Below are 12359 nucleotides of genomic sequence, written 5' to 3' on the forward strand. Positions count from 1 at the left end.
ACCGCGGCTCAGACGCGCGGCGCCGCGCCCCGGCCCGTCGCCGTGCCCTTCACCGCGTCCAGCGCGTAGACGCAGCGGTCCTTGCTGCACGCGTACACGACCCCGCCCCGCGCCACCGGCGATCCGGTGATCTCGCCGCCGGTCGCGAGCTTCCAGCGCAGCTGGCCGCCGGAGGCGTCCAGCGTGTAGAGGACGTGGTCCGCCGAGCCGAAGTGCACCCGGCCGTCCGCGACCACGGGGCTGCCGATCAGTTCGCCGCCCGCCGCGAACCGCCACTTCGGCGTGCCCGTCACCGCGTCGAGCGTGTAGAGCGCGCTGCCGCTGCCCACGTGCACGTTGCCGTCGACGACGAGGACGGGCTCCACCGACTGGCGGGCCTCGGTGGCGATCCGCCACCGGTCCTGACCGGTGGTCGCGTCGAGCGCGTAGACCGTGCCGAGGTAGTCGGCGAGGTAGACCCCGCCGCCGGTGACCGCGGGTCCCGGGGCGAAGGCCGGCGGGGAGAGGAAGACGGCGGGCGCCTCGAAGTGCCAGCGGACGTGCCCGCTCGCGACGTCGACCGACAGCACGCGCGTACCGGCCGCGACGTACACACAGCCGTCCTCCGCCTGGGTCACCCGGACCGGGACGTTGCCGCAGGAGGCGGCGTCGCCGACCGGGTACGACCAGCGCTCCGCGCCCGTGCGCGCGTCCAGCGCCTGGAGCCGGGCGTCCCGCCACACGTACACGGTGTCGCCGTGCACCACGGGCCCCGCCTCCGGGGTCTCGAAGTCGCTCTGCGCGCCTGTGATCTCCCACAGCTTGGCGCCGTTCGAGGCCTCCCAGCCCTGGACCCCGCCGCCCCGCGTGCCGGTGACGACCGTGCCCCGGTCGACCTTCAGCGAGTACACCCAGGCGTCCGTCTGGAGCCGCCAGCGCTCACCGCCGTCGGCCGCGTCCAGCGCGTACAGCGTCGGACCGTCGGAGGCGTGGATACGGCCCTGGGACACGGCCATCGACCAGGCGACGTCCCGGGTCTTGAACTGACGGCGGCCGCTGCCCACGTCGAGGGCGTGCACCTCGAAGGAGGTGACGTAGAGCAGGTCGCCGGCGACGACAGGGGTTCCCCAGACGTCGTTCGACATCCGGAAGCGCCAGGGCCGCCAGTGCCCCGGTTCGGGCGCGGCGGGCTGGGCATCGGGAGCCGCCGCGGGCGACGGCAGCGGGCGGGAGCCGGGCGGCGGGCCGGGCTCGGTGCCGTTCGCACCGCCGGGCGGCCGGATCCAGCCGGTGGCGGGGCCCGCGTCTGGCCCCCGCCCGAGGCCCACGGCCGCGCGGGTGTCGGCGACCCGGGGCCCGGGGCCGATCGGGACGGTGCCGCCGGCGAGGCGCACGGGACCGCCGGACTCGGCGGGGCCCGCGTGGCGTCCCCCGCCGGCGCCCTGGCCGCCCGCGCCGTGGCCACCGCGCGGGTCGGCGCCCCACTCCGGCACCTGACGCGGCGGACGCGGCGGTGCGGGAGGGGCGGGCGGCGCCGGAAGGGGCGCGGGAGCGCTGGGCCGGCCTCCGCGGCGGTGCTCGATCATGGCCGTGGCGCTCTGCGGCAGCCAGGCCGAGGCCGTACCGCTGTCGTCACTGCCCGAGCCGAACAGGTGGGGCGCGAGCTGCGCCTGCAGGTCGGCCGGGGTGGGGCGGCGCGAGACGTCCATCTGCATGCAGGACTCGATGAGCGGCCGCAGCTCGTCCGGCAGCCCCTCCAGGTCGGGCCCTTCCCTGAGCAGCATGAAGACGGTCTCGACCGGGTTGGCGCCGTGGAAGGGCGCGTGCCCGGTGGCGGCGAAGACCAGCATGGAGCCGAGCGAGAAGACGTCGCTGGCGCCGGTGACGCTGCGCGAGTCGCGGGCCTGCTCGGGCGACATGTACGCGGGCGTGCCGACGGCGACGTTGGTCATGGTCAGCCGGGTGTTGGAGACGCCGGAGGCGATGCCGAAGTCGATCACCCGGGGTCCGTCCTCGACGACGAGGACGTTCGACGGCTTCAGGTCGCGGTGGACCAGGCCCGCGCCGTGGATGGACTGCAGGGCCTCGGCGACCCCGGCCGCCAGCCAGCGCACCGCCTGGGCCGGCAGCGGCCCGCACTCGTTCACTATCTCCTCGAGGGAGGGCGCGGGGACGTACGCGGTGGCCAGCCAGGGCACGGCGGCCCGCGGATCGGCGTCGACCACGGCGGCGGTGTAGAAGCCGGAGACGGCCCGCGCGGCCTCGACCTCGCGGGTGAAACGGACACGGAACAGCTGGTCCTCGGCGAGCTCGGTCCGCACGGTCTTGATCGCCACGCGCCGCCCGGACGCCGAGCGCGCGAGATAGACCAGACCCATACCGCCTGCGCCGAGCCGGCCCAGCACCTCGAAGGGCCCGATCCGTCTCGGGTCGTGCTGCGTCAGCTGCTCCACTTGCCTGCCACCTCCCCGTACGGGCCATGAGAATACGGCCCCGTGGCCCTGATTCTTCCTGTCCGAGGCGGTGGTTGCGAACCCGGGGGCGGATCGGGGTGTCTCAGGTCATATACCCAGGGTCCGGCACACGCTCGGCGTCGGTTTCGCCGGCCGGCCCGTGGGAGGGCCGCTCCGCGGGTTCCCGGCCCGGCCGGTCGCCCCGTCCGTCACCCGATCGGCCGTCGGGCCCCGGGCCGGATCGGTCACCGGGTTCGCCGGAGCGTCCCGTCCCGCGGTCCTCGGCGTGCCGTCCGGCCCGGTCCTCGTCCGGCTTCTCCTTCGGCTCGGCCAGGACGGCGAAGCGGGCGCCCTGGTCGTCGCGGAGGACGGCGATCCGGCCGTGCGGGGTGTCGAAGGGCGGGCTCGTGACGCGCCCGCCGAGACGGACGGCGGTCTCGCAGGTCTCGTCGCAGTCGTGGACGGCGAAGTAGACGAGGACGTGGCCCGGCATCTCGGCGGGGACGGCGCGGGTGAGGAGGGCCCGGCCGCCGAAGGAGGAGTCGTCGCCGGGGCGGGAGCCGGGCGGCGACCAGACGCGGTAGTCGAAGTCGCTCTCCCTGCCCTCCTCGGTCGCCTCCACCTGGCGCCCGAGGTAGCCGAAGACGGTGGCGTAGAAGGTGTCGACCGCGTCCCGTTCCCTCGTGTAGACCTCCATCCAGCAGAAGGATCCGGGGAGCATCGTCTTCTCGAAGCCCTCGTCCTCACCCGCCTGCCGCAGGCCGAAGACCGCGCCGCCGGGGTCGGCGGCGAGCGCCAGGACGCCGAAGGGCCCTACCGGGTACGGCTCCATCACCATCTGGCCGCCCGCGGCCTTGATCCGGGCCGCGAGCACCCCGGCGTCCTCGGTGGCGAGGTAGACGGTCCAGGTGGTGGGCATCCGGCCGTCCCGCTTCGGTACGAGTCCGGCGACGCGCTTCCCCTCGCTGAGGGCCTCGTCCCGGTCGGGGTCGAAGGTCCAGCCGAAGAGCTCGCCGTAGAACCGCTTCCCCGCTTCGAGGTCGGGGAGCTGCGCGTCCACCCAGCAGGGGGTGCCCTCTGTGAATGCGGCCATAGGTCCACGCTAGGGCGGAGGGCACCGCCCCGCACGCCTCAAAATAGAACATATGCGCATGAATGACGGCGGGGGCCCTTGATTTCCTTGAGTTGTCCACCGAAGTTGTCCACAGGCTGTTAATAAGCCTATTCGGGTAGCGCGGGGGCCGTCCGCGCACCGCCGGAGCACCGGAGAAGCCTCGGAGGACGCCCGCAGGAGACCCGGAGGAAGCGGGGACGAGGACGACAGGACGGCCGGAAGGGGGCCGGGCGTGGAGGCGGAGGACGGCCGCGGGAGCGTGGGACGGAGAGGCGGAGGACGGCCTGAAGGGGGCCGCACCCCATTTGCAGTCGGCCGAATCGCGCGCCGATCACCCCTCGGTAAGCTGACGGCATGACAGGACAAGTACGTACCGTCGACGGCCGCGTGGCCGGACGACGCGGTCAGGCGACGCGGCAGAAGCTGCTCGACTGCCTCAGCGAGATGCTCAGCTCCTCGCCGTACCGGGACGTCAAGGTCATCGACGTGGCCCGGAAGGCGGGCACTTCACCCGCGACGTTCTACCAGTACTTCCCCGACGTCGAGGGCGCCGTCCTCGAGATCGCGGAGGAAATGGCCAAGGAGGGAGCCGCGTTGACCGAGCTGGTCTCCGGCCGTTCCTGGGTCGGCAAGGCCGGCTGGCAGACCTCCGAGGAACTCGTCGAGGGGTTTCTGGACTTCTGGCGGAAGCACGACGCGATCCTGCGCGTCGTCGACCTGGGAGCCGCCGAGGGCGACAAGCGGTTCTACAAGATCCGCATGAAGATCCTGAACTCGGTCACCAACTCCCTCACGGACGCGGTGAAGGAGCTCCAGTCGAAGGGCAAGGTCGACAAGGACGTCAGCCCGGCCGCGATGGCCGGCGCCCTGGTGGCGATGCTGGCCTCGGTGGCCGGACACCAGAAGGGCTTCCAGACCTGGGGTGTGAAGCAGAACGAACTCAGGCCCAATCTGGCCCTGTTGGTGCACCTGGGGATCACGGGCAAGAAGCCGACGAGGTAGCCGCGCCCTCCTCACCCGTCCTGTCGCGCCGACGGCGGCCCCGCCCGGGAGACCACCGTCGGCGTTCCCCTTTTCCGGGGCCCTCCGCGCGCGGTCGCCCGCCGCCCCCGCCGCCGGTCACTCCCCGTGCCGGCGCGTCAGACGGAAGAGCCTGATCTCCCGCTCCACCCTCGCCTGGTACGCCGCGTACGGCGGCCAGAAGCCGAGCGCCGCCCGCCACGCCGCCGCCCGCTCCTCCCCCGCGAGCAGCTCGGCCCGCACCGGGATCGCCTCCCCCCGCAGGCTGATCTCCGCGTCCGGGTGCCGGAGCAGGTTCCCGGTCCAGGCCGGGTGCCCCTCCCGCCCGAAGTTCGACCCGATGAGCAGCCACGTCCCGCCGGGCTCCGGCATGCACGCCAGCGGCGTCGAGCGGGGAAGCCCCGACTTCGCCCCCCGTACGGTGAGGATCACACCGGGCAGCATCCGCGCGCTGAGCAGCACCTTCCCCCGGGTGAGCCGGTGCACGGTCCGGTCGAGCGCCGGGATGACGTGCGGTGCGACCTTCGCGAACGCCCGGGTGGCGGACACCCTCTGGATCAGACGCGTGCCGACGGCCATGACACCCCCACCCGCCCCCGGTCGCCGTCCCCGCCCCGCCCGCCGTCGCCGGCCCGGCCCCTGTCCATGTCCCCGGCGCGGTCATGGGGCCCGTCACCGTGCGGCCCGGTCTCGCCGAAGAGCCCCGTGCGCTCCGCCGCCCGCGCCCGGAGCCGTCGCGCCGGGCCGAAGAGCAGCTCGTCCGCCGTCGCCCGCTTGAAGTACAGGTGCGCCTCGTGCTCCCAGGTGAAACCGATGCCGCCGTGCAGCTGGATCGTCTCGCCCGCCACCGCCCGCAGCGCCTCCAGGGCGGCCGCGAGGGCGAGGCCGCCCAGGCCGCCGTCCGCGTCCGGCTCGCGCGCCGCGCAGTACACCAGCGAATGCGCCGCCTCCACCTGGACGTGCAGGTCGGCGAGCCGGTGCTTGACCGCCTGGAAGGAGCCGATCGCGCGGCCGAACTGTTCGCGGGTCCGGACGTGGTCGACCGTGCGGTCCAGGGCGGCCCGTGCCGCGCCGATCGCCTCGGCCGCCACCATCACCGCCGTCGCGCGCCCCGCCCCGGCGAGCGCCCCGGGCACGTCGACCGGCTCCTCGCCCAGCAACTCCGCCTCGACGTCTCGCAGTTGCACGGACGCCTGCGAGCGAGTGAGGTCGAGCACCGGCTGCCGGTGGCGTACGACTCCGGCGGCGTCCCCTCGCGCCAGGAACAGCAGCGTGCGGCTGCGCGCGAAGCCACCGGCGTGGGCGGCGACGAGGAGCAGCCCGGCGCTGTGCCCGTCGAGGACCTGCGCCGCCTCGCCGTAGAGCCGCCAGCCGCCGTCGGCCGTCCGCGCCTGGACGCCGCCCGCCCGGCCGCCGCCGGCCCAGGAGCCGACCGCGTCGTCGCCGGTCAGGCCGAGCGCGAGGGCGAGGGAGACACCCGGGACGACGAGGGCGCAGGTCAGGGTGCCGTCCGCGAGGGAGGGCAGCAGGGCGGCGCGCTGCGCCTCGGTCCCGAGGGCCGCGATCAGGGGGGCGGCGAGGCCGGTGGTGGCCAGGAGCGGTGAGGGGGCGAGGGCCCGGCCGGTCTCCTCGCACGCGAGGGCGAGCTCGGCAAGCCCGCAGCCCACGCCTCCGTATTCCTCGGGGAGGGTGAGGCCGGGCAGCCCGAGCGTGCCGGCCATCCGGTGCCACAGGTCGGTGTCGTACCCCTCGGGGGTCGCGACGGCCGCGCGAGTCTCGCTCGGTCCGGCCCTCTTGACGAGCAGATCCCGCACGGTACGACGGATCTCTCGCTGCTCTTCGGTGACGGCGGCGCGCATGGGGCTCCTCTCCGTATCTGACGGGCCGTCATGTTAGGCCCGGGTGGCGCGGATGCACAGAGCCGGGGCGGACGGATCCCGGCAGGCGGCACGACGGGGGCCCACCCCAACTGATCTGATGTACCGTCAGATTTATGCCCACCACTTCACGGAACCGCGCCGGGCGCCGCGTCGCCGTCGTCGGCATATCCCTCTCCGACTGCGGACGCGTCGACGGGGCCACCCCCTACTCCCTGCACGCCCAGGCCGCCCGCCGCGCCCTCGCCGACAGCGGGCTCGACCGTTCGCTGATCGACGGCCTCGGCTCGGCGGGCCTCGGCACCCTCGCGCCGGTCGAGGTCGCCGAATACCTGGGCCTGCGCCCCCGCTGGGTGGACTCGACCTCCGTCGGCGGTGCCACCTGGGAGGTGATGGCCGCCCACGCCGCCGACGCCATCGCCGCCGGTCACGCCAACGCCGTCCTCCTCGTCTACGGTTCGACTGCCCGCGCCGACATCAAGGCCGGGCGCCGCACCTCCAACCTCTCCTTCGGCGCGCGCGGCCCCCTGCAGTTCGAGGTCCCGTACGGCCACACCCTCGTCGCCAAGTACGCGATGGCCGCCCGCCGCCACATGCACGCGTACGGCACCACCCTGGAACAGCTCGCCGAGGTCGCCGTCCAGGCGCGTGCGAACGCCGCGCACAACCCGGAGGCGATGTTCCGCGACCCGGTCACGGTGGACGACGTGCTCGGCGGCCCGATGATCGCGGACCCCTTCACCAAGCTGCACTGCTGCATCCGCAGCGACGGCGGCTGCGCGGTGCTGCTCGCGGCCGAGGAGTACGTACCGGACACGGCCAAGGCTCCCGTGTGGATCCTCGGCACCGGCGAGCACGTCTCGCACACCACCATGTCGGAGTGGGAGGACTTCACCGTCTCCCCGGCCGCGGTCAGCGGGCGGCTCGCCTTCGAGCGGGCGGGCGTGCGGCCGGGGGACGTCGACCTCGCGGAGATCTACGACGCCTTCACGTACATGACGCTGGTGACGCTGGAGGACCTGGGCTTCTGCGCGAAGGGCGAGGGCGGGGCGTTCGTCGGGAAGGGCCGGCTGACGGTGGGCGGCGGCGGGCTCCCGGTGAACACGGACGGAGGCGGCCTGTCCGCCTGCCATCCCGGGATGCGGGGCCTGTTCCTGCTGGTGGAGGCGGTGCGGCAGCTACGCGGGGAGGCGCCGGGGGCCCAGGTGCGACGGGCGGACGGCAGCCTCCCGGAGCTGGCGGTGGCGTCGGGCACCGGCGGCTGGTTCTGCTCGTCCGGGACGGTGGTCCTCGGCCGGGGCTGAGGAGGCACGAGGACCCGGGCCCCGAGACCCCGGGGCCCCGCGCCACCGTTTGAACGAGTTCGAATGGGACTTCCGAGGCGTCAGAGGTCGCTGTTACGATCCAGGTCCCGGCGGGGGCCGGAGGAGTGGCCGCGCGAACGGCCGCCGGGTAGCCGCAGAGGCCACCGCGTCACGTGCCCCGCCCACGCCGGTCCAGGCATTCATGGGGAGGGACCCACCCTTGCAGTCCTTGCATCGCCCTGCGCGCACGCGCAGAACCGTGGCCGCGGCCACCGCGTTCGGCATCGCGGCCGGCCTGTGCGTCGCCGGGGGCGCCGCCACACCCGCCGTCGCCGACGAACCCGCCGCGAACGAGATCGTCGTCCCCGACCCGGGGCACTACACCCCGCGCGAGGACCTGCTGACGCACGCGGGCTCCACCGGCTACGCCCACACGCTGCAAGGCACCGGCACCGTCTGGACCGACTACGCGACCGGCACCCACACCCCGATCACCGCCGACCAGGCCGCGGGCCACTCCGGCCTCTCCGCCGCGATCAGCGGCGAGCCCCTCGACCAGCCGCGCACGGTCACCGTCACGGACCTGGCCACCACGGCACAGAAGACCGTCACGCTGCCCGGCGGCCAGGTCTGGGCGAAGGCGTACAGCGCCGACACGGCCGTCTCGTACACCCAGGACGCCGATGGCGGGCTCGTCTCGCTGAGCCTGTGGCAGGCGGCGGCCGAGGGCGCTCCGGTGGAGCGCCCGGTGGCGGAGATACCCGCCGCCACCGGCCCTCTGGTCGTCCTCGAACAGGACACCAAGGGCGCGGTGGTCCGAGTGAAGACCGCCGACGGCACCCACCTTTACCTGCTCGACTACGCCTCCGCCGCCCTGAAGCGGCTCCCGGACGCCCTCTCCCCGACCGGCTCCGTCGTCCTGGGCGAGCGCCATGTCGTGGCGCACGCGGCCTTCGCCGCGCAGGTGCTCTCCGTGCCGCGCGACAACCCGGCCGTGAGCCCGGTGACGACGCCGCTGCCCGCAGCGACCGCCACCGAGGGCCCCGGCACCCTGTTCAGCGTCGTCGGGGACTCCCTGCTCTTCCAGCGCACGCTGACCTCCCCGCACAACGACTTCGAGCGGGGCAACAGCGTCCGCGCGGTCCCCCTCGGTGGCGGCACGGTCACCGACCTGCTCTGGCGCGCGGAGGAGGACGGTTTCGTCCTCGCGCCCGACGGCAGCGTCCTCGTCGCCGGCGGTGACAGGGCCCGCGACTGGGCCGTCCGCCGCGTCACGGCCGGCACCGGCGGGGCGGCGCCGCAGGTCACCACCGTCACGAAGATCCCGCAGATCCCGGCGACGTACCGCGGCATCGCCCTGGGCGGCGGGCGGCTGAGCTACCTCGCCGACACCGAGTCCTACGGGATGACCGGCCTCCACGACGTGGACACCAACTCCGTCTTCCCCACCACCGCGCGGCTGCGGACCAAGACGATCTCCCCGCGCCCCGGCCTCGTCTCCCTCGGCGACGGCTACACGGCCTACGGGCAGGGCAACGCCGTCCACTCCCCCCTCACCGCCACGTCGACCCGTATGGCGGCCCTGCCCGGCCCGGGCGAGGTCCTCGACGGGGCGGGCCGGTACGTCCTCGTCCGCAGCGGCGGGACCACCTGGGTCGCCGACCTGGAGAACCACAACGCCGCCACGTCCGACGTGGCGCTCACGCTCACCGACCCGGCCGTCGCGCTCTGGGACGCCACGGTCTGGAAGCCCGCCCCGACCACCGGGCAGGTCAACGGCTACGACCTGGCGACGAAGACCACCTCCGCCGCCGTCGACCTCGGCTCGGGCTGCAAGCCCACCGAGCTCCAGGCGGTCGGCCGCTGGCTCTACTGGGCCTGCGGCGCCACGAAGGCGGGTGTCTACGACCGGACGCTGAAGAAGAGCGTCCCCGTCCCGACCGGAGAGGCCCTGCTCGGTGACGGCTTCGTCGTCCGCCACGAGGGCGACACGCTCCGGCTCACCGACGCCGCCACCGGGCAGACCACGGACTTCGCCGACCTGCCCGCCTCGGCGTCCGGCTCGGGCCGCCGCGCCACCTGGACCGTGGACAAGTTCGGCGGCGACGTCGCGTACGTCGACGCCCAGAGCCGCATCCACGTCAGGAAGGTCGAGCTGCCCCGGCAGCCGATGACCGCCCTCCGCTCCTCCGTGCCCCCCGTCCTGTCCTTCGACGGCCTCGCCGGCGTGGAGCCGGAGGCGTCCTGGTCGCCCGTGTGGCGGTTCTCCCGGGCGATCGGCGACTGGCGGATCGAGATCAAGGACGCCCAGGGCCGGCTCGTGCACAGCACCGGCGGCGCCGTGGGCGACGGCGCCGGCGTCGAGACGAGCTGGAACGGCAAGGACACCACGGGCCGCGGTCTGCTCGACGGCGACTACACCTGGTCGCTGCGGGTGCTCCCGGTCGGCGGTGTCGCCCCCGGCGACGAGAGGACGCTGACCGGCACGGTCCGGCTGGAGGGGAGCTCGCTGACGTCCGAGCCGGGCACGTACCAGCCGATCACCCCGACGCGGATCATGGACACCCGCAGCGGCCTCGGAGTGCCCCAGGGCAAGGTGGGCGCCGGCGGATGGGCGCGGCTGAAGGTCACGGGCGTCGCGGGCGTCCCCAGCCTGACCGTCACCTCCGTCGTCCTGAACGTCACCGCGACCAACGCCACGGCGGCGAGCTTCGTCTCCGTCTACCCCGACGGCACACCGGTCACCAGCGCCTCCAACCTCAACTTCAAGGCGGGCAAGACCGTCTCGAACCTGGTGAAGGTGCCCGTGGTCAACGGCCACGTCGACTTCTTCAACAAGAGCGGCGACGTCGACCTCATCGCCGACATCGCCGGCTACTACACCAGCCGCTGGGGCGCCTCGACGTACCAGCCGGTCACCCCGCGCCGTCTGATGGACACCCGGGCCGGGCTCGGCGTCCCCAAGGCCAAGGTCGGGGCGGACCGGACGGTGACGCTCGCCATCAGCGAGCCCGGCGCCACCGCCGCCGTGCTCAACGTGACCGCCACCAACGCGACGGCGGCGAGCTTCGTCTCCGTCTACCCGTACGGGACGACCCGCACCGCCGCGTCGAACCTCAACTTCACCGCCGGCCAGACCGTCCCCAACCTGGTCATCGTCCCGGTGAAGGACGGCAAGGTCACCTTCTACAACCGGGCCGGCACGGTCGACCTGATCGCCGACGTCGCCGGGTACTACAAGCTCGGGGACACCGCCGCCCGCTTCACCGGCATGCAGCCCAAGCGACTGATGGACACCCGGGCGGGGCTCGGCGTGCCGAAGGCCAAGGTCGGCGCGGGCGCCACGGTCAGCCTGACCGTCGGGACGAAGTACACCGCCGTGGTCATGAACGTGACCGCGACCAACCCGACGGCGTCCGGCTTCGTCTCCGTCTACCCGTACGGGACGACCCGCACCTCCGCCTCGAACCTCAACTTCACCGCCGGCCAGACCATCCCCAACCTGGTCATCGTCCCGGTGAAGGACGGCAAGGTCACCTTCTACAACCACGCCGGCACGGTCGACCTGATCGCCGACGTCGCCGGGTACTACACCCGCTGATCCACCCGCCTGATCCCGCAGGGCCTCATGATGGCGCCATGAACACTTCGCGCTTTCAGGAGGCCCTGCGGTCGTCGCGGGTCTGGGACACCGAGCTGCCCGCCTTCGACCCGGCCGGCGCCCCCGCCGGCCCCCTGGAGCTCTTCCGCGACTGGTTCGTCCAGGCCGCCGACGCCGGGGCCGTCGAGCCGCAGACGATGTCCCTGGCCACCGTCGACGAGGAGGGCCGGCCCGACGTCCGGATCGTCATGCTGCACGGCGCCGACGAGCGCGGCTGGCACTTCGCGTCGCACGCCACCAGCGCCAAGGGCCGCCAGCTCGCCGCCCGCCCCGAGGCCGCGCTGGCCTTCTACTGGCCGAAGCTGGGCCGCCAGGTGCGCCTGCGCGGCAGGGTGACGACGGGCACGCCCGAGGAGGCGCACGCCGACCTCCACGCCCGCACCACCGGCGCCCTCGCCTCGGCCCTGGTCGGCCGGCAGAGCGAGGTCCTGCCCTCTTTGGAGACGCTGGCCGAGGCGAGCGCGGCCGCCTGGCAGCGGGCGCACGCCGAGCCGGAGGCCGAGGCGAAGACCTGGACGCTGTACGTCCTGGAGCCGGCCGAGATCGAGTTCTTCCAGGGCGACGAACAGCGCCGGCACATCCGGCTGCGCTACCGCCGGGACCCCGCGGGCTGGTCGCGGGAACTGCTCTGGCCGTGACCCCGGCGGGGGCGCACCATGGAGGTGGAGGTGTGAGAACCATGGGAATGTACATGGATGTTCACCGCGGCATGACGGGAATCACGGCTGACCAGCTCAAGGAGGCCCACGCGGCCGACCTCGCCATCGAGAAGGACGAGGGCGTCCACTTCCAGAAGGCGTGGGCGGACCCGGAGTCCGGCACGGTGTACTGCCTGTCCTCGGGCCCGTCGGCCGAGGCGGTCCAGCGCATCCACGAGCGCACGGGCCACGCGGCGGACGAGATCCACCCCGTGACGCTGATGGTCTGAGGGAGCCCCGGCGCGCGGTGGGA

The 12359-nt window shown here is 73.9% G+C and carries 8 protein-coding genes and 1 pseudogene; 5 read left to right on the forward strand and 4 right to left on the reverse strand.

Annotated features, from left to right (window positions below):
• Positions 1 to 8 precede the first annotated feature (8 nt).
• A complete protein-coding gene (gene afsK / locus ACZ68P_RS24500) occupies positions 9 to 2432 on the reverse strand; it encodes a protein serine/threonine kinase AfsK (RefSeq protein ID WP_471009614.1) in 2424 nt (807 codons plus the stop codon).
• Positions 2433 to 2751: 319 nt separating this feature from the next.
• Positions 2752 to 3525 (reverse strand): annotated as a pseudogene (locus ACZ68P_RS24505) (VOC family protein); the annotation flags it as partial.
• A gap of 375 nt (positions 3526 to 3900) precedes the next feature.
• Between ACZ68P_RS24505 and ACZ68P_RS24510 the strand changes: the two are divergent.
• The gene (locus ACZ68P_RS24510) at positions 3901 to 4548 is read left to right on the forward strand and encodes a TetR family transcriptional regulator (RefSeq protein WP_471009616.1); all 648 of its coding nucleotides are present in this window, start codon (positions 3901 to 3903) and stop codon (positions 4546 to 4548) included.
• 117 nt (positions 4549 to 4665) lie between these two features.
• Here ACZ68P_RS24510 and ACZ68P_RS24515 read toward each other — a convergent pair whose 3' ends face one another.
• Positions 4666 to 5145, reverse strand: coding sequence for a nitroreductase family deazaflavin-dependent oxidoreductase (locus ACZ68P_RS24515; protein ID WP_471009618.1), 480 nt, complete (start codon positions 5143 to 5145; stop codon positions 4666 to 4668).
• Positions 5124 to 6425 (reverse strand): acyl-CoA dehydrogenase family protein, encoded by a 1302-nt coding sequence (locus ACZ68P_RS24520; RefSeq protein ID WP_471009619.1) that lies wholly within the window; start codon positions 6423 to 6425, stop codon positions 5124 to 5126. The genes ACZ68P_RS24515 and ACZ68P_RS24520 overlap by 22 nt, the downstream gene beginning before the upstream one ends.
• A 134-nt stretch (positions 6426 to 6559) precedes the next feature.
• Here ACZ68P_RS24520 and ACZ68P_RS24525 point away from each other — a divergent pair, with 134 nt between their 5' ends.
• From ACZ68P_RS24525 to ACZ68P_RS24540, 4 genes are all read left to right on the forward strand, one after another.
• Entirely contained in the window at positions 6560 to 7747 is a 1188-nt protein-coding gene (locus ACZ68P_RS24525; protein WP_471009620.1) for a thiolase C-terminal domain-containing protein, read from the forward strand.
• A gap of 259 nt (positions 7748 to 8006) precedes the next feature.
• Positions 8007 to 11348, forward strand: coding sequence for a hypothetical protein (locus ACZ68P_RS24530; protein WP_471009621.1), 3342 nt, complete (start codon positions 8007 to 8009; stop codon positions 11346 to 11348).
• A 38-nt stretch (positions 11349 to 11386) separates the two neighbouring features.
• The gene (locus ACZ68P_RS24535; protein WP_471009624.1) at positions 11387 to 12046 is read left to right on the forward strand and encodes a pyridoxine/pyridoxamine 5'-phosphate oxidase; all 660 of its coding nucleotides are present in this window, start codon (positions 11387 to 11389) and stop codon (positions 12044 to 12046) included.
• Positions 12047 to 12087: 41 nt separating this feature from the next.
• Positions 12088 to 12336: an SCO4226 family nickel-binding protein gene (locus tag ACZ68P_RS24540; RefSeq protein WP_471009749.1), complete on the forward strand. Its 249-nt coding sequence runs from the start codon at positions 12088 to 12090 to the stop codon at positions 12334 to 12336.
• The last annotated feature ends 23 nt before the right edge of the window (positions 12337 to 12359 follow it).

It is taken from the genome of Streptomyces sp. NPDC036822, from assembly GCF_055609145.1.